This is a genomic window from uncultured Pseudoflavonifractor sp. (assembly GCA_904419835.1).
Taxonomy (GTDB): domain Bacteria; phylum Bacillota; class Clostridia; order Oscillospirales; family Oscillospiraceae; genus Pseudoflavonifractor.
In genome coordinates, this window is record CAJFTA010000015.1 from 41315 (window position 1) to 58439 (window position 17125).

Sequence of the window (17125 nt, forward strand, 5' to 3'; positions counted from 1 at the left end):
GCCGGGTGCGGCTTGCAGGGGATTCTTTTGCCTATGTTAATACCGGTTCACCCAGCCCGAGATGAGCAGGGTGGGCACCAGCCACATGACCATGAAGATCAGCAGGTTGGCGGGGGAGAGGGAGCTGTAGGACTGCACAAAGGTGAGGTAGAAGGCCAGCAGCACGCCGATGGCCGAGCCTACGGAGGCCAGGGCCGCGCTGCCCCGCACCGCCTGCCGCAGCCTGCGGCCGCCCACCACCGCCTCGGAGAAGGGGCCCAGCCCCTCCCGGCAGAGGACGGCGGACAGGGTGTCGCTGTGCTCCTGGTCGGGGTCGGACAGCTCGGTCCGCCGCACCATCTCGGGGAACTCCATCTTCTCCACCGGCAGCTTGAACCGCTGGCGGAGCATGGCGGGAATCAGGTTGAAGTCCCGGGTGCACAGCACAGGGCCGATTTTGTTGCGGATGAGGGCGGTGAGGGCGGGCCGCACCGCGCCGTGGAGGTTGTAGTTCAGGGCGAACAGCCCGGCCAGCTCCCCGTCAATGGCGCAGAACACCGCGTTTTTCACGTTGAGCCCCTGGGGCAGGGCCACCTCCATCAGGTGCATGAAGGCCGCCGAGCCCACCAGAATCTGCTCACCCCGGATGCCGGCGGCCAGACCGCCCTCACACCGCTCAAAGGCGGAGCAGCGGCGGTAGATGGCCCCCTGGGAGCGGAGCAGGTCGTGGAAAATCTTGTCCAGGCCGCTGCCCGAATCCCGGATGAGGGTGGCGGTGACGGCCACCACCTTCTCCACCGAGAAATTGCCGAAGATTTTGATGCCGTTAAGTGCCACCGAGCCGGGAGGGAAGAGGTCGGTGTCGGTGAGAAGAATCCCAGCGCCGGTGCCGCCGGCCACGCCGTCCCAGCCGGCGATGGCGGCGCCCACGCCGGACAGACGGCGGCACAGGCTGTTCCAGGGCATCCCGAAGCACAGCGCCGCCGAGAAGGAGGCCCCTGCGGTGAGGGTGGCGGACAGGCACCAGAGGAGCAGCTCCGGCCGCTGCCGGCCCAGAGAGGAGAGGAGGGAGAAGAGGAAGGCGGCGATAAAAATCAGGGGGGCGGCCACCCGGAAGATCCGCTGGGCGCCGTCCGCGGCCTGGATCTGGCTGCCGAAGCCCGCCGGGTCCCCCGACCACTTGGCGTAGGCCTCCCGGCCGTTCCACTTGCCCGGGTCCAGAGTGACCAGATAGGGCTCATGGGCCGAGGCGGCGGTGCGGCAGGCGCTGCGCTGGCCCTGCCGCTTGAGCACCGTGCCCCACATGGTCAGGCCCAGGGCCAGGGCGGACACGGCGCAGTAGGGCAGCTGTCCCTCCCGTCCCCCCAGGGATATCATGGTCAGGGCGTCGGCCAGGGTGGCGATGCAGGAGAAGGACACCAGGGTGTCCATCCCCATCTGAAGCCGCAGCAGCTGGAGCAGGCCCCGCAGCAGCACATCAATGCCCAGCAGCATGGCGCCCCCCAGCAGACCCGCCAGGGTGTACACCTGGAGCGCATAGGAGCCGGAGAGCATCCCGGGCAGGGGCATGCGGAAGAAGGGGGCCAGGGTGAGGTAGATCAGAGGCAGGGACAGCAGCAGCACCATGGCCGTGCGCATCCGCAGGAACTTGAGGCCCCGGCCGTACCGCTTGAACAGCTCCGCCGGGGGGATGTCCGGCGCCGGGGGGATCACCCGCCGGGGCGGGCGGATGCGGAAGGGGGGGCGCTCCTCCTCCCGGTCCACGCCGGGGAGATACTTCTCCGCCCGGCGGACCTCCTCGTCGTCCTCAATGCCCTCCTCTTCAAACATATGCCCGGCGTACTCGTCCGCCTTCCGGCGCAGGGCGTCCAGGCGGGCGGAGAAAAAGGCCCCGGGAGACTCGGCCTGTGGCTCAGCGCTGTCCTCCGTGCCGTCCTCCGGGAAAGCGCCGTTTTCATCAGCGTCCGTCTCCGCTTCTTCCGGCGGCCCCTCTTCGGGTGCAGCCCTGTCGGAAAAACGGACTGGCCCTTCCGCTTCGCCATCCTCCCCGGGCGGCGGGAGGGGGCGGCCCTTCCCGCCGGGAAAGCGCACCACATTGCCGCCCGTTCCCTTCCGCATGCCGGACCGGTGCCCGGGGGGCAGGTCCTTTTGGGGGATGACAGGCAGGGGGATGGTGTCGTCGTCCAGCCCGCTCTCACGGCGGTCCCGGTACTCGGCCAGAATCTCCTCCAGGGTGAACTCCGGCGCGGGGCCGCCATGTCTATTCAGTTCGTCGTCCCGATCCTTCGGCATAGGGCCTTCGTCCTTTTTCTGGGGTGTGGTTTTTTAACACGCCGGGCGGAGGCTTACAGCCCCCGCTGGCGCACCGCCTCGTACAGCAGAATGGCTGCCGCGGCGCTGGCGTTGAGGGAATTGAGTTTGCCCTTCATGGGAATGCTGACCTTGAAGTCGCACTGCTGGGAAACCAGACGGCCCATGCCGTCCCCCTCGCTGCCGATGACAATGGCGGCGGGGCCCTTCAGGTCGGCGTCGTAGAGGGAAGTGTCCCCGTCGGCGGCGGTTCCGAAAATCCACAGGCCCTCGTCCTTCAGCTCCTTGAGGAGCGCGGTCAGGTTGGGAACCCGGGCCACCGGCACGTAGGACACCGCCCCCGCCGAGGTCTTGGCCACCACGGCGGTGAGCCCGGCGGAGCGGCGCTTGGGGATGATGACCCCGTGGGCGCCGGCGCACTCGGCGGTGCGGATGACCGCGCCCAGGTTGTGGGGGTCGCTCAGCTCGTCGCACACCACAATGAGAGGGGGCTCCCCCTTCTCCCGGGCGGCGTTGAGGATGTCGTCCACAGCGGCGTACTCCCGCACGGCGGCCATGGCGATGACGCCCTGGTGGGCGTGGGTACGGCTCATGCCGTCCAGCTTCCGCCGGTCGGCCTCCACCACCACAATGCCCTTCTCCCGGGCCGAGGAGGCGATATGGCCCAGCGTGGCGTCGGTCTCGCCCCTGGCCAGGAAAATCTTGTCGATGGGCGTGCCCGCCCGGAGGGCCTCCATGACCGCGTTGCGGCCCTCAATCATGCCGTCGGCCTCGGCCTCCGGCGCTCTTCTGCGATCCTTCTGCTCTCGCATGGCATGTCCAGCCTTTCTGTTGAGTCCATAATAAAATACAGTATAGCACATTCCCCTGTGGAGAAAAAGATAAAAATCCCCGCCGGACAAAAAATCCACCGGACATGCGTGGGACGCGCTTTTTGTAAAATTGCGCCACTTCATAGAAAGTTTACAGCTTTCCGCCGGCGGCTTCCTTGTAATTCATAGTTGTGTGTGGTACAATGACACACAGTTTCAATATAGAAATATCCCGTTTTCCGCCCATATGGGCGGGGGAGTCAGAAAACAAGGAGGGCAATGTGTTGAAGCCCGATAATCAGAAACGCAACAACCAGAACGGAGGGGGACCCAACAACAAGAAAAATTTTGTGGGCCTCATCTCCATCATCCTCTGGGCTCTGATCCTTACGCTGCTGCTTCAGTCCGCCTTCTCCCTCTTCGAGGGTTCGGACCACATTGAGATCCCCTACTCCACCTTCCGGGAGTGGGTGCGGCAGGACTATGTAGAGAGTGTGGACGTCCAGAGCAATCAGCTGATCATTGAGCTGAAGGACGGCCTGGGCGCCGTCCAGAAGAGCAAGGACGAGGATGTGACCGTCATTGACCTGACCACCGGAGAGGCCCCGGCGGAGGACTGGACGCCTCCCCAGGCCGGCGAGAGTCAGAGCCAGAGCGGAAACCAGCTCCAGCAGTCCGGCGGCCTGGCGCTGCTGACCCAGCGGAGCGGCGCCTACACCACCGCGGTCACCGCGCCGCCCTTTAACGACTTCTCCATCATCGACCTGCTGGATGAGCACGGCGTGGAGTACGGCACCGCCGTGGTCAGCAGCAGCACCGTCATTCTCAGCGCGCTGGTGCAGATGGTCCTGCCCTTTGTCATCATGGTGGTGGCCATGGTGCTCCTCTTCCGCTTCATGTCCAGCAAGATGGGCGGCGGCGGTCTGGGGGGCGTGGGCAAGGCCAACGCCAAGGTGTATGTGGAGAAAAAGACCGGCGTCACCTTCAAGGACGTGGCCGGTCAGGACGAGGCCAAGGAGAGTCTGGTGGAGATCATCGACTTCCTCCACAATCCCCAGAAGTACACCGAGATCGGCGCCAAGCTGCCCAAGGGCGCCCTGCTGGTGGGCCCGCCCGGCACCGGTAAGACCCTGCTGGCCAAGGCCGTGGCGGGCGAGGCCAACGTGCCCTTCTTCTCCATCTCCGGCTCCGACTTTGTGGAGATGTACGTGGGCGTGGGCGCCAGCCGGGTCCGCGACCTGTTCAAGGAGGCCAACAAGATGGCCCCCTGTATCGTGTTCATCGACGAGATCGACACCATCGGCAAGAGCCGCAACGACCGCTTCTCCGGCGGCAACGACGAGCGGGAGCAGACCCTCAACCAGCTGCTGGCCGAGATGGACGGCTTTGACCCCACCAAGGGCGTCATCCTTCTGGCCGCCACCAACCGGCCCGAGGTCCTGGACCAGGCCCTGCTCCGCCCCGGCCGGTTTGACCGGCGCATCATCGTGGACCGGCCCAACCTGGCCGGCCGTCTGGCCACCCTCCAGGTCCACACCCGCAACATCCGCCTGAGCGACGACGTGGATCTGAAGAAAATCGCCATCGCCACCGCGGGCACCGTGGGCGCCGACCTGGCCAACCTGGTCAACGAGGCCGCCCTCCGGGCCGTCCGCATGGGCCGCAAGGCGGTCAACCAGCAGGACCTGCTCACCGCCTTTGAGCTGGTCATCGCCGGCACCGAGAAAAAGGGCAGCGTGCTCACCGAGTTTGAGAAGAAGCTGGTGGCCTACCACGAGGTGGGCCACGCCATGGTGGCCTACAAGCAGAAGAACTCCGAGCCGGTGCAGAAGATCACCATCGTACCCCACACCCAGGGCGCCCTGGGCTACACCCTCCTCATGCCCGAGGAGGACAAGACAGAGCTGCGCACCCGGGAGGAGCTGCTGGCCAAGATCACCGTGTCCATGGGCGGCCGTGCCGCCGAGCAGGTGGTGCTGAACACCATGACCAACGGCGCGTCCCAGGACATCCAGGACGCCACCAGCGTGGCCCGCAGCATGGTCACCCTCTACGGCATGAGCGACCGCTTCGGCATGATGGGCCTGGCCTCCCGCCGCAGCCAGTATCTGGACGGCGGGTACGGCATGGACTGCGCCCAGAACACCGCCGCCGACGTGGACGCCGCTGTCCACGACATTCTGGAGGCGTGCTACCGCCAGGCCGTCCAGGTCATCCGGGACAACCGGGAGGACATGGACAAGGTGGTGGCCTACCTGCTGGAGAAGGAGACCATCACGGGCGCGGAGATGATCGCCATTCTGGAGGGCCGGGACCCCGCCCAGGCGGACAATTATGCCGCCATGCTGGCCCGGGAAGAGGCCCGCCGCGCCGCCAGGGAGGTCAAGACCCCCGATGTGATTCCCATGCCGGGCTCCACGGAGGACAGTGCCGCCGGGGACGGCGAGATTCCCCCCGAGGGCAAGCCCCGCTCCAATGGGGACGGGGAGCTGCCCCACTGATACCGTATGATTCAGAGGCCGGGCCTGTTGGTCCGGTCTCTGTCCGTTTCCGGGGGCGTACCTCAAGCCTTCCCCTGGGGGAAGGTGGCATTTGCGAAGCAAATGACGGATGAGGAGAAGGCCCTCAGTATGCACGCAACTTGCGAGGACGACGCGGCGGTGGTGTCCAATCACCCGCCAAACTTAAAAGCTGCTGCCTGCCGGTTCGGTGCCCTGTGTACCGTTACTGCCACGCCCGGGCAGCGTTACCCGCCCAGACTTGTGAGCAGCTCCAATTAACCACATTTCTCAATGCCGCACGGAGTTCCCGCACCGCGCTTCAGACGTTCCTCTGCGGGCTCTGCATGTGCACAGCGGAGATTCCCTGTTTACCTTCCCGCCGGTTTCATGTACAATATAGGATACCGATTTGGACAAGCTTTTCTGGAGGTGATTGCATGGCGGCAAATCTCTTCCTCCCCGGCGGCGTGGTGGCCATGCCCGCCGAGGCGGCGGACCGGCTCATCGCGTCGGGCAGCGGAGACGCGGCCCTGCTCTACCTCTGGCTGCTGAGAAAGAACGGCGCCGCGACCCTGGAGGAGGCGGGGAGCGCCCTCCGGTGGGACGGCGGGCGGCTCACCGCCGCCTGGGACGTGCTCTCCGGCAGGGGCCTGGCCCCCGCCATGCCCCAGGCTTCCCCGCCCCGGCCGGAGCAGGAGGAGCCGCCGGAGTACACCGCCGAGGACATTGCCCGGGAGCTGGAGGACCAGAATTCCACCTTCCCCGCCCTGGTGGGGGAGGTCCAGCGGCGGCTGGGCAAGATCCTCTCCACCGCCGATTTAAAGACCCTCTACACCCTCTACGATTTTCTGGCCCTGCCGGCGGAGGTGATCTGCCTGCTGGTGAGCTGGTGCGTGGAGGAGATGGAGCGGAAATACGGCCCCGGCCGCAAGCCCCGCATGAGCCAGATCCGCAAGGAGGCCTTCGTGTGGCGGCGCCTGGGGGTGGACACCGATGAAGCCGCCGACGCCTACATCAAGCGGCAGGCCGAGCTGCGCACCCGGGAGGGCCAGGTGCTCTCCCTGCTGGGCGTCACCGGCCGTCCGGCGGTGGACGGGGAGCGGAAGTACATCGCCGCCTGGACCGACATGGGCTTTGGAGACGAGGCCATCCGCCTGGCCTACGAGCGGACGGTGCTGAAAAAGCAGACCATGAGCTGGCCCTACATGAACTCCATCCTCCGCTCCTGGCACCAGAAGGGGCTCCACACCAGAGCGGAGATTGAGGCCGGGGACGCGGCACCCGTGCGTACCCCCGCCGCCGCGCCCAGCGCCCCGGCCCCCGCCGGGCCGGGGGCCGACCGGGACGCGGGCCACATGACAAGCGACATCCAGTGGATGAAGGACTTTCTGGCCCGCCAGAAGTCGGAACAGGGAGGAAACTGAGCCATGGCCTATGAACAGAATGTGCTCCGCCGGGCCGCCGAGCGGCTGGAGGACCAGCGCCGCCGCCGGGAGGAGGCGCAGAACGCCCGGCGGCGGGAGATTTACGCCGCAATCCCCCGGGTGGCCGAGATCGACCGGCAGCTGCGCCGCACCATTGTGGACATTATCGCCGCGTCCCTCCGGCAGGGAAACGATCCGGTGCCCGCTATCGGGGTGATCCGGGATAAGAACCTGGACCTCCAGGCCGAGCGGGCTGAGCTGCTGGTGGCCCACGGCTACCCTGCCGACGCCCTGGACGACAAGCCCGCCTGCCCCAAGTGTAACGACACCGGCTGGCGTGGTGCGGTGATGTGCCAGTGCCTGAAGGACCTGTGCGCCCAGGAGCAGATTAAGGAGCTGTCCAAGCTGCTGGACCTGGGGGAGCAGTCCTTCGACACCTTCTCCCTGGACATGTACTCCCCCTCCCCATGGCGGGGCAGCGGCATCTCCCCCCGGGAGAACATGGAGATGGTCTACGAAATCTGCCTCAACTACGCCCAGAAGTTCGGCCGCTTCTACTTCAACAACCTGTTTCTGTCCGGCGCGCCCGGGCTGGGCAAAACCTTCCTGTCCGCCTGCATCGCCCGCACCGTGTCGGAGAACGGTTTTTCCGTGGTGTACGACACGGCGGTGAACATCTTCTCCCGGTTTGAGGACAAGAAGTTCTCCCGGGACGCGGACGACACCCGGGAGGCCCGGGACGAGACCCGGCGCTACCTGTCCTGCGACCTGCTGATTCTGGACGACCTGGGCAGCGAGATGACCACCCCCTTTGTCCAGTCCGCCCTGTACACCCTCATCAACAGCCGCCTCACCGCCGACCGGCGGACCGTCATCTCCTCCAACCTGTCCATGGAGGATGTGCGGCGGCGGTACGCCCCACAGATCGCCTCCCGGCTGGAGGGAGAATACCGGGTGCTTCCCTTCTTTGGGGAGGACATCCGCCTGCTGCGCAAGCAGAGAAGCTGACAATCGACCGCGTTCCTGCAGAACTTCTGCCGGAGCGCGGTTTTTGTTTTTTGATTGGTTGACATATGTAGACCGATATGATACATTGGGTTTACAAGAGTAGACCAAAAAGGAGGAAGGCATATGGAGCGGGTGAATCTGTCCGCCGGAGAGTGGCGGGTGATGGAGGAGCTCTGGAAGGCGCCGGCCACCCTGATGGAGCTGGTGCGGGCCCTGGGTGAGAGCGCCGGATGGGCCAAGAGCACCGTGTCCACGGTGGTGCGCCGGATGGAGGATAAGGGGCTCATCCGGGCGGAGCAGGAGGGACGGGCCAAGGTGTTCTACCCGGCCATCGCCCGGGAGGAGGCCGCCGTGGCGGAGACCGAGTCCCTGCTCTCCCGGGTGTACCACGGCAGCGTGGGCCTTATGGTGAGCACCCTGCTGCAAAACCGCCGTATCTCCAAGGAGGAACTGAAGGAGCTTCAGGCCCTGTTGGATCAGGGAAAGGAGGAGCAGACATGACGGAAATTCTGGTGACCTCGTCTGTGCTCATCGTGGTCATCGCCCTGCTGCGGCTGGCGCTGCGGGGGAAAATCAGCCAGCGGGTACAGTACGCCCTGTGGCTGCTGGTGGCAATCCGGCTGCTGGTGCCGGTGAGCTTTGTGACCAGCCCGGTGAGCGTGATGAACGCGGTGGAGCCGGTGACGGAGACCATCTATATCAACCGTACAGAGCAGCAGTTCCCCGCCGGGACAGGGCAAATCCAGAACGTCACCGGAGGGAACGCCACGCCCCAGACCGGCAAGGTAACCACGCCGTCCCGGCCCCAGACCGGGGAGACGGCCCAGATTCAGCCCACGGAGCCGGGTGTTGAACTGGGAACAGTCCTCCGCTGGGTGTGGCTGGCGGGCGCGGTCGTGGTGGGCTGCTGGTTTCTGCTGAGCAATCTGGTGTTCCGGCGCAGGCTGGTGCGCTCTGCCCGGCCTCTGGCCGGTGCGGACTGTCCCCTGCCGGTGTATGTGTCCGCCGGCGCGCCCTCCCCCTGCCTGTCCGGACTGGTGCGACCCGGTATCTATCTGACCCCGGACTGCCCCACCGAGGGCCCCGGACTAAAGCACATTCTGGCCCACGAGCTGACCCACCGCCGACAGGGCGACCAGTTCTGGGCCCTGGTGCGGTGTCTCTGCCTGGCCCTCTACTGGTTTAATCCCCTGGTGTGGCTGGCGGCGGCCCTGTCCCGGCGGGACTGTGAGCTGTCCTGTGACGAGGGGGCCATCAAGCTGCTGGGTGAGGGGGAGCGGACGGCCTACGGCCGCACCCTGCTGTCCCTGGTGACCACCGGCTCCAACCCCGCCGAGCTGCTGCGGACAGCCACCACCATGTCCTCGGGAGCCAGAGGGCTGCGGGAGCGGATTGCCCTCATTGCAAGGAAGCCCAAGCGGGCTGCGGGGGTGCTGGTGATTGCGCTGGCTATTGTGGCCGTGGCGGTGGGGTGCACCTTCACCGGCGCACAGCCCCAGGAGACCCCCGAGCCCTCTCCCACCGGAGAGATTCAGAGTCCCAGCCCGTCCCCCACGGAGACGGGGGAGCCGGACAACTCCGCCGTGCTGGTGGACGATTTCAGCTACACCGGCATCCACCGGGACGTGACCTACTACCCCGACGCCCCCACCGACGGCTCGGAATTTGACGAGAGCACCGCACGTACCTATACCATCGTCCTCTGCCAGCCCGTGACCCAGGGTGAGGGGGGCATCTGGTGCGTGGAGCGGTGGTATGATGACCAGGGGGAGCGGCACTTTGTCCTGCCCGACACCGACCTGCCCGCCGAGGAGTTCTACGTCCAGTGTCAGGCCCAGGCCGACGCGACGGGCAGCACCGGCAGCCCCTGGGCCGACCTGGACCCCAACTGGGCCCTGAGCGATTTTGTGGAGCGGACCTTTTTGGCGGACGCCGCCCCGGAGGGGGACGGCAGCGAGCCCCAGTCCGTCGGCTTCACCTACCGGATGGGCGAGGACTACCTGGCCGACCGGAGAGGAAGCCGGGAGACCGGCACCCGGCCCGCCGCTTCCACAGACCTTGAGCAGGCGATGGAGAAGCTGTTTCCAGATGGCAGCACCATTGTCCTGACGCTGGAGCGCCGCAGCGGCGGCGAAAATACGCGCAAGACCGTGACGGCCGACCCCGATCGCCTTGCAATCAGCCTGGATTGGCTGGACTGGAGCTATGCCGGCGCTCCGGCGGAAGAGCCGGAGTGCGACGCGGCTATCTATATCTGTGGAACCGGCGAACCGAGCAGCAGCGGGGATTACCTGAAGTTCTACGTGGGCAGCGGCCTGGTCCGCCGGCACACCGGCGGCACGGATATCTGGTATTACGCCCAGTCCGGCGGCCAGGAGTACGACGCGGGCGCGCAGGCCCGGAGCTGGTACGACAGCGCCGAGTACGAGGCGGCCCTTGCCTTTGCCGTCACGCCTGAGATGCTGGAGGAGGCCAGAGCGCAATACGACATTTCTCCGGTGGATGACGACCCGGCCCATAAGGACTTCGCCCTGGTGGCCTGGGTGTGGAGCGAGCAGCTGGCGGAGAACCTGCGGAATCTGGAGCCGGACAGCCAGTACGCGGTGCTGGACGCCCAGGTGTACAGCGCGGAGCTGCCCGGCCCCGATGACTACTACGCCCCTGAGCCGGGAGTAGGGGACAGCTTTGTCTTTATCCAGGAACTGGCCCTTCAGGTGCCCAACCTGTACACGGCACCCTATCAGGCGGGCAGCGGCCTCTGGGAGATTGAGGACGGCCCCTATACCGGCTGGTATGGTTGGGGGCTGTTCCGGGGCATGGAGAAGCAGGGGGACAACTGGGTGTGCACCGGCGGCTTCACCGGCTGAATCCAATAAAAGTGCTGAGGCCGCTGCATTTGAACTGAGTCCGAAAGGTTAGACAATATTTTGTGATAAACATGTTCAAGCAGCAAAAAGGGCTTGTTGTCTGTGAAGAGCAGGCGGCAAGCCCTTATGTTTGGTACTCCTTTTGGCATAGCATAACATCCCACTTGTTAGTCAGTATATCATACTGTCTAATTAAATGGAGTGCAGTTCACGTCACTTCATACCGGTATTTTGCCCGTTTGTCCCGGTTTTCACCCCCGATATGGCCCGCCGCACTTGTATTGAAAAGGGTTTTTTGATATGGAAGTCTGCACCGAAGGACCCAGAAAAGGTAAAATCGCTCAAACGACTGGGGCCCAATGGTTTGCGGAATTTTTTCACTTGTTTTTCAATCCGCAAATATGGGCTTTAATGCAGTAGAAAGTACTGATAAATCACCACAGCTGTTGCACTGCTGTTGCACAAAACAGTCGGCCAGACGATACAGCGAGACGCCGGAGCGGTAAAGCTCCGGCGTCTTGTTTTGCGTTTTGGGATGTTTAGCGGGCCGTTTTGGTGTACAATGGGAAAACAAACACTGTGCAGGAGGTCATCGCATGGCGGCAGAGACTGCGCGTATGTACGGCGCTGTGATGGGGCACATTGTGGGGGACGCGCTGGGGGTGCCGGTGGAATTTGTGCCCCGGGAGAAGCTGGCGGAGGCGCCCGTTGCCGGGATGCTGGAATACGGGACGCACCATGTCCCGCGCGGCACATGGTCGGATGACTCGTCCATGATGCTCTGCACCCTTGAAAGCCTGACTGAGACACAGCGCGTTGACCTGCCCGATCTGATGGCGCGTTTTTCCAGCTGGGCAAAGGAGGGCTATCTGACGCCCTATGGCCGCGCGTTTGGGGTTGGCCGCACCGTTCTGCGGGCGCTGGGAAAGTACTGGCGCGGGACAGAGCCCGCCGCCTGCGGCTGCACTGCGGAGCGGGACAGCGGAAACGGCTCGCTGATGCGGATTCTGCCGGTGGCCCTGTTCCTCGCAATGAGATATCCGGGCCTTGCAGAGGCGGAGAAGCTCGATGTTATCCACAGTGTTTCAGCGCTGACACACGCCCATCCCCGCCCCTGCACCGCCTGTGGAATTTTCTCTGTCGTCCTGTGGGAATTGCTTGGGACACCCAGCTGCGGAGCAATTCACGCCGGGCTGGAAAAAGCCGCTGCCTTTTACACTGGGCGTCCCGGGGCGGAGGCTTACAGCCGCCTGTTCTCCCCTGACTTCGCGGCACTCCCGGCAGCGCAGATAGAGAGCTCAGGCTATGCGCCGAGTACGCTGGAAGCGGCGATCTGGTGCGTCCTGACGTCGGACAGCTACCACTCCTGTGTGCTGAAGGCGGTAAATCTGGGCGGTGACGCCGACACCATTGCCGCTGTGGCAGGCAGCCTCGCGGGGGCGCTGTATGGACAGGAGTCCATTCCGCCGGAATGGGTGGAGGTGCTGGCCAGAAGAGATGAAATCGACGCGATGTGCGGTCGTTTCTTCGCCTGACCGGTGTGATCAGAATCTCGGTCAGTTCCTTATGTCTCTCCTCCAACTGCACGCCTTGACGTGCCAAGCGTGGCGCTTTATAATGGTATTAGAAGCCAGACCTGTTAAGCCCGCCGGGAATTGTACCCGCGCCGTCCCTGGCAGGTATGGCGCCGCTGTCCGGTTCTGTTAAGGCCGCTGGGAATTGTACCCATGCCTTCCCTGGCAGAACCGGCACCAAGAGCCGAGACCTGTTAAGCCGGCCGGGAATTGTACCCGTGCTTTCCCTGGCAGGTCTCGGCTCTTTTTGTGTCGTCGCAGCGCCACCACTGTGGAAATCAGAGCTCGTTCAAGAACTCCCAGATCTCCTCGTCCGTCGCCCCCAGTTCCCGCTCGTGCTGTACAATACTCTCCTCGTACTTGCTCCCCGCCACCAGCTCGTCCAGCGTCTTGCCGTCCTCGATAATCGGGGCTGTCCGTTTCTTCTGTCTACCGTCCTGCTCTTTCGGCGCGAAGTCCGGGCAATCGTTGTCCATCGCTTCGTCCGGTATCCACTTCGGGTATATTGCGCAGGTAAATGTCCCTTTGTGGTACTTCTTGCATTTCGGGCATTTCCCCATATTGTTCTTGGGGATTAAGTTGTCCAGTGCCATCCTCTGAGACCTCCTTGGCGCTTAATCCGCCGCGCTGCCCTGCTCCCTCTGCCTCCGCTTCTTCTCCTCGGCGCGTGCGACCATCTCGGCCACCATCTTCTTGACCTCGACCTCCCACGCCTCCTGTTCCTTCACCTTCTGCTCGTCCGGCTCGTAGTACGGGCAGGTCCCTACTGGCTTCTGTTTGGGTATCCAGTCCGGATATACCTCGCATGTGAACGGCTTCTCTGAGCTTTGTTTCCTGCACAGGTTGCACTGTGCCATTTCGTTCTTCGGAATAAATCCGTCCACCAGATCGTTTGATACCATATTCTATAACCTCCTGAGCGCCCTACGGGGCGCTTTTTTCGTCTCTTGGGTTATCCGCCTGTGGACTAGCCAAAAATTCTACGCTCTATAATTGCTCTGAATTCACCGTCGGAAATTTTACCTGCGGTGCGTTTCTCCAGTGCGATTTTTGCCTCCTCGCTCCAGTTCTTAAAGGCTCTAAGCTCTTTCGTTGTTGCAGTATGGTAAGGGTTGTGGATACGTTTGTGAAGGCGTTGGTATACCTTGCGGTACAGCTTGTACTCCGGGCTGCTGGATATCAAGTTATGAGCGCTTTTGCAGCGGTCAGAGCAATAGAGGGCCTTTGATGAGCCTGGGAGAAAATATTTTCCACAGTGGTGGCAGGATTTGACTACGATCCTGCGCTCCAATATTTGAAAGCACTCATGTAGGAACAGGCCGTAAAGGCTGTCAAAGTTGTACTGTATACCGGGGCAAACCTCTAAGCTGTCGCTCACTTCTGTATATAGCTGCATCTCACAATGGTATGCCAGCATCTCGCCCATGTCCTCAACAAAGAACTTTACCTCCGCGGATACCTTCTTATGGGAACCTGTGGGAATTATTACATCGTCCAAAAACCTTCGCAGAGTTTCCTCCTTGTCAGTAGTGAGAAAGTAGCTTTTGAACCGGGCGAGCTGTTCATCCGTATGGTCTGTTTCCTGGAACTTTACTCCCAAAAGCGTTTTGGTATTGAGATAATTAAGCACTGCATGTCCGATTTGGTTGCAGACCACGACATAAGGCCCTACTGTGGGGGTTGTATCGAGCCAAATTTCTTCTTGAAATGCAGCTCCTCCTGCTACGGAAAACCGTAGTTTATAGCTGGTTACCTTTTCGTCGTAAAAAATCATTCTCATAGCACCTTGCTTTCGACAACGATTTTATAATATATTGGATGTCGCTTGTGAATTTACTTCACATCGGTTTTTTAGTATAACTGTTGTAGATAGTTTAATCAGGATGAACACGATTGTCAAGAAAGGAAGTTGCATATGGAGGAACAGGAACAACGGAAGCACATAGGTAGTTGCCTTTCAGTGGGTGAACTAGCCAAGCGACTCGGGGTATCTCTCCCAACAGCGCATAAACTGGTTCACAGTACGGGATTTCCCTCCTTCCGAATCGGGCGGCGGGTATTGACACCCGAGGCAGAACTGGAGACCTGGCTGAAAAGGCAGATGGAAGAGAAGGAGGAAATTTGATGAGCACACCGCCTAGTGTACATGTGCGTGAACTCTGTCTCCGGAAACGGCGGCTGCTGGAAGAGCTGAACCGGAGGGACGGGGGATATACCGCGAGAATGATCGATATGGAGCCGGTCCTGTATAAGAAACTCGAAAACGTGGATCTTGAGCTGTCAGGTGGCTACTACCGCCGGAGCTTCAAGCTGTACGTCTGGCAGCTCTCCCCGAGCGGATATCCACAGTACATCCTGGAACGATACGAAATCCCATCATCCGATATCGCCAAAGCGGCGGACCGGCTGCTGGAAATCGAGAGGACGGTGTCGCGATGAGTACATACCAGAATCTCCCGGCAGACCTGCGAGAGAACGGAAAATTCTGTCTGTGGCGGTACGAGGAGCGCGACGGCAGGCAGGCAAAAGTCCCCCACAACCCCCGCACCGGCGAGCGGGCACGGGCGAATGACCCCGACACCTTCGACAACTTCTCCGCCGCCGAGCGGGTGCTGGAGCGCCGGAGAGGGCGGTTCCACGGGCTGGGTATCGGCCTGTTCGGTGATCTGGTCGGCGTGGACATTGACCACTGCATGGAGGAAGGCGGGGCGCTGTCTCCGCTGGCCCGGGACGTGGTGGAGCTCCTGGACAGCTTCGCCGAGCGATCGCCGAGCGGGACGGGGCTTCACATCCTGTGCCGCGCTCCGGGGTTCGCGTTTGACCCGGCGCATTACTACACGAAGCGCTCGGAAATCGGGCTGGAAATCTATGCGGCGGGACAGACGAGCCGGTACCTGACCGTCACCGGCGATGTGGTGCATGATGCGCCGATCCGGACCTGCCCGGAGGCCCTTCAGGAGTTGCTGGAGCGGTACATGCGGCGCGGCGGGAAGGCGGAAGGAAGCGGGGAAATCCTAGCAAATTACAAGGAATTAGCAAGGGCGGCGGGCGCAGATGACCACACGGGTAACACCTGGAGCGACACACCTGTGGACAACACCGCAGGGGCCGCTCAGGAGCGCGAGGAGGCCGCGCTGCTGGACGATGCCGAGGTCCTGGACCGGATGCTCCGCAGCGCGAAAGGGGCGGATATCGCGCAGCTGTGGGCCGGAGAGTGGGAAGAACTGGGCTTCAGCTCTCAGTCCGAGGCCGATATGGCTCTGTGCAACTATCTGGCGTTTTTTACCAATCGCGACGCCGAGCAGATGGACCGGCTTTTCAGGCAGAGCGGACTGATGCGGGACAAGTGGGACAGGTCTCAGTCCGGCAGCACCTACGGCGCCATGACCCTCCAGAGGGCGATCCGGGACTGCAAAACCACATGGAACCCGAATTTCAGAAGCGGGCAGGGCCTGACCGACGGTGTGGCCCGGGCTGTGGAGTTCCTGCGGAGCGTTGACGCGGCCCACAGCCGCGAGTACCGCCGGGACGACCTGGGCGCTGGGCAGCTGCTGGCGGACTTCCTGAAGCCGCTCTGCCGCCCTGTGCCGGAGCGCGGGGGCTGGTACGTCTACGATGGCCGCCGGTGGAAGCAGGACCTGGGCGGCGCAGCGGTTGCGGAGCACACGAAGGACCTGGCCCGGGCGCTGTCGGCCTATGCCGCCGAGATCGGCGACGATGAGGACCGGGACAAGCTGCTGGCCTGGGCCAGGCTGTGGACCAAGAGTCAAAGCAGACAGGCTTTTATCCGGGAGGCGTCCAGCTGCTGGCCCATCAGCCTGAGCGAGTTCGACCGGGACCCCTGGCTGCTGAACTGCCTAAACGGCACATTGGATCTCCGCACACGAGAGCTGAGACCCCATGACCCGGAGGACCGGATCACCATGCTGGCCAATGTGGAATACACCCCATCCGTCCGGTGCGAGCGGTGGGAGCGCTTTGTCCGGGAGGTTATGGAGCCCCAGGTGGGCGAGGTGGCGGAGAAGGAATCCGCAGGGGTGGAAAAGGCGGAGTACCTTCAGCGCGTCGCCGGGTATTGTCTCGGCGGAGGCACCAAGGAGGAGTGCATGTTCGTCCTGTACGGCCCGTCAACGCGGAACGGGAAGTCCACATTTCTGGGCGTGATGCAGGAATTGCTGGGAGACTACGCCAAAGCGGCGGCGCCCGAGACGGTGGCGAATATGGGCTTCCAGGACGGGACAAGGCCCTCCGGGGATGTAGCCCGGCTGGCCGGAGCGCGGCTGGTTGCGCTGTCGGAGTTTGCGGACGGAGCAAAGCTGGACGCGGCGCTGGTTAAAAGCCTGACCGGCAACGACACGATTGTGGCCCGGCATCTGTACGGGCAGCCCTTCGAGTTTGCGCCGTCGTTCAAACTCGTGGCCGGAACCAATCATCTGCCTGCCGTCGTAGACTCAAGCGTATTCGAGAGCCACCGTATTCGCGTTATCCGGTTCGACCGGCATTTCCATGAGGATGAGCAGGACAAGAACTTGAAAGCGGAACTGCGCCGCCCTGAACTGCACCCCATTTGTTAGACAGTATGATATACTGAAAATAACAAGTGGGGTGATTTATTATGCCGAAAGGAATACCAAACAAACGCTATACACC

Annotated in this window: 14 protein-coding genes; 9 read left to right on the top strand and 5 right to left on the bottom strand. The window is 63.0% G+C overall.

Going from position 1 to position 17125, the window contains the following annotated elements:
- Positions 1–36: 36 nt before the first annotated feature.
- Positions 37–2271 carry a hypothetical protein gene (locus tag QZY67_RS04560; protein WP_295368760.1) on the bottom strand — a complete coding sequence of 745 codons (2235 nt, stop codon included), beginning with the start codon at positions 2269–2271 and terminating at the stop codon, positions 37–39.
- Positions 2272–2324: 53 nt separating this feature from the next.
- Positions 2325–3101: a 23S rRNA (guanosine(2251)-2'-O)-methyltransferase RlmB gene (rlmB, locus tag QZY67_RS04565; protein WP_295368761.1), complete on the bottom strand. Its 777-nt coding sequence runs from the start codon at positions 3099–3101 to the stop codon at positions 2325–2327.
- A gap of 203 nt (positions 3102–3304) precedes the next feature.
- Here rlmB and ftsH point away from each other — a divergent pair, with 203 nt between their 5' ends.
- The 6 genes from ftsH (at position 3305) to QZY67_RS04595 (ending at position 12436) form a co-directional block, all read left to right on the top strand.
- Entirely contained in the window at positions 3305–5602 is a 2298-nt protein-coding gene (gene ftsH / locus QZY67_RS04570; protein WP_295368762.1) for an ATP-dependent zinc metalloprotease FtsH, read from the top strand.
- A gap of 437 nt (positions 5603–6039) precedes the next feature.
- Positions 6040–7026, top strand: a complete 987-nt coding sequence (locus tag QZY67_RS04575) for a DnaD domain protein (protein ID WP_295368763.1) — start codon at positions 6040–6042, stop codon at positions 7024–7026.
- Positions 7027–7029: 3 nt separating this feature from the next.
- Positions 7030–8034 (top strand): ATP-binding protein, encoded by a 1005-nt coding sequence (locus QZY67_RS04580; protein WP_295368764.1) that lies wholly within the window; start codon positions 7030–7032, stop codon positions 8032–8034.
- Positions 8035–8157: 123 nt separating this feature from the next.
- Positions 8158–8535 carry a BlaI/MecI/CopY family transcriptional regulator gene (locus QZY67_RS04585; protein ID WP_295368765.1) on the top strand — a complete coding sequence of 126 codons (378 nt, stop codon included), beginning with the start codon at positions 8158–8160 and terminating at the stop codon, positions 8533–8535.
- The gene (locus tag QZY67_RS04590) at positions 8532–10901 is read left to right on the top strand and encodes a M56 family metallopeptidase (protein WP_295368766.1); all 2370 of its coding nucleotides are present in this window, start codon (positions 8532–8534) and stop codon (positions 10899–10901) included. The genes QZY67_RS04585 and QZY67_RS04590 overlap by 4 nt, the downstream gene beginning before the upstream one ends.
- Positions 10902–11497: 596 nt before the next feature.
- A complete protein-coding gene (locus tag QZY67_RS04595) occupies positions 11498–12436 on the top strand; it encodes an ADP-ribosylglycohydrolase family protein (RefSeq protein WP_295368767.1) in 939 nt (312 codons plus the stop codon).
- A gap of 317 nt (positions 12437–12753) precedes the next feature.
- Here the strand turns inward: QZY67_RS04595 and QZY67_RS04600 are convergent, their stop codons facing one another.
- The 3 genes from QZY67_RS04600 to QZY67_RS04610 all read right to left on the bottom strand — a co-directional run bounded on the left by QZY67_RS04600 (position 12754) and on the right by QZY67_RS04610 (position 14249).
- Complete coding sequence (locus QZY67_RS04600; RefSeq protein ID WP_295368768.1) at positions 12754–13068, bottom strand: hypothetical protein; 315 nt, start codon at positions 13066–13068, stop codon at positions 12754–12756.
- Between the two features lie 21 nt (positions 13069–13089).
- A complete protein-coding gene (locus QZY67_RS04605) occupies positions 13090–13377 on the bottom strand; it encodes a hypothetical protein (RefSeq protein ID WP_148316276.1) in 288 nt (95 codons plus the stop codon).
- A gap of 65 nt (positions 13378–13442) precedes the next feature.
- On the bottom strand, positions 13443–14249 hold the full coding sequence (locus QZY67_RS04610) for a DUF6076 domain-containing protein (RefSeq protein WP_295368769.1): 807 nt from the start codon (positions 14247–14249) through the stop codon (positions 13443–13445).
- A 141-nt stretch (positions 14250–14390) separates the two neighbouring features.
- On the opposite strand from QZY67_RS04610, the gene QZY67_RS04615 reads away from it, so the two are divergent.
- The 3 genes from QZY67_RS04615 to QZY67_RS04625 are packed head-to-tail and all read left to right on the top strand — an operon-like array spanning position 14391 to position 17049.
- Entirely contained in the window at positions 14391–14600 is a 210-nt protein-coding gene (locus QZY67_RS04615; RefSeq protein ID WP_295368770.1) for a helix-turn-helix domain-containing protein, read from the top strand.
- Positions 14600–14914: a hypothetical protein gene (locus QZY67_RS04620; RefSeq protein ID WP_295368771.1), complete on the top strand. Its 315-nt coding sequence runs from the start codon at positions 14600–14602 to the stop codon at positions 14912–14914. The genes QZY67_RS04615 and QZY67_RS04620 overlap by 1 nt, the downstream gene beginning before the upstream one ends.
- The gene (locus tag QZY67_RS04625; RefSeq protein WP_295368772.1) at positions 14911–17049 is read left to right on the top strand and encodes a phage/plasmid primase, P4 family; all 2139 of its coding nucleotides are present in this window, start codon (positions 14911–14913) and stop codon (positions 17047–17049) included. The genes QZY67_RS04620 and QZY67_RS04625 overlap by 4 nt, the downstream gene beginning before the upstream one ends.
- Positions 17050–17125: the final 76 nt, after the last annotated feature.

Excerpts from the sequence above, each read along its gene's own strand:
- QZY67_RS04590 (WP_295368766.1), top strand. The coding sequence starts at position 8,532 with ATGACGGAAATTCTGGTGACCTCGTCTGTGCTCATCGTGGTCATCGCC.
- QZY67_RS04560 (WP_295368760.1), bottom strand. The coding sequence starts at position 2,271 with ATGCCGAAGGATCGGGACGACGAACTGAATAGACATGGCGGCCCCGCG.
- QZY67_RS04595 (WP_295368767.1), top strand. The coding sequence starts at position 11,498 with ATGGCGGCAGAGACTGCGCGTATGTACGGCGCTGTGATGGGGCACATT.
- QZY67_RS04575 (WP_295368763.1), top strand. The coding sequence starts at position 6,040 with ATGGCGGCAAATCTCTTCCTCCCCGGCGGCGTGGTGGCCATGCCCGCC.
- rlmB (WP_295368761.1), bottom strand. The coding sequence starts at position 3,101 with ATGCGAGAGCAGAAGGATCGCAGAAGAGCGCCGGAGGCCGAGGCCGAC.
- QZY67_RS04580 (WP_295368764.1), top strand. The coding sequence starts at position 7,030 with ATGGCCTATGAACAGAATGTGCTCCGCCGGGCCGCCGAGCGGCTGGAG.
- QZY67_RS04620 (WP_295368771.1), top strand. The coding sequence starts at position 14,600 with ATGAGCACACCGCCTAGTGTACATGTGCGTGAACTCTGTCTCCGGAAA.
- ftsH (WP_295368762.1), top strand. The coding sequence starts at position 3,305 with ATGACACACAGTTTCAATATAGAAATATCCCGTTTTCCGCCCATATGG.
- QZY67_RS04625 (WP_295368772.1), top strand. The coding sequence starts at position 14,911 with ATGAGTACATACCAGAATCTCCCGGCAGACCTGCGAGAGAACGGAAAA.
- QZY67_RS04585 (WP_295368765.1), top strand. The coding sequence starts at position 8,158 with ATGGAGCGGGTGAATCTGTCCGCCGGAGAGTGGCGGGTGATGGAGGAG.
- QZY67_RS04605 (WP_148316276.1), bottom strand. The coding sequence starts at position 13,377 with ATGGTATCAAACGATCTGGTGGACGGATTTATTCCGAAGAACGAAATG.
- QZY67_RS04600 (WP_295368768.1), bottom strand. The coding sequence starts at position 13,068 with ATGGCACTGGACAACTTAATCCCCAAGAACAATATGGGGAAATGCCCG.
- QZY67_RS04610 (WP_295368769.1), bottom strand. The coding sequence starts at position 14,249 with ATGATTTTTTACGACGAAAAGGTAACCAGCTATAAACTACGGTTTTCC.
- QZY67_RS04615 (WP_295368770.1), top strand. The coding sequence starts at position 14,391 with ATGGAGGAACAGGAACAACGGAAGCACATAGGTAGTTGCCTTTCAGTG.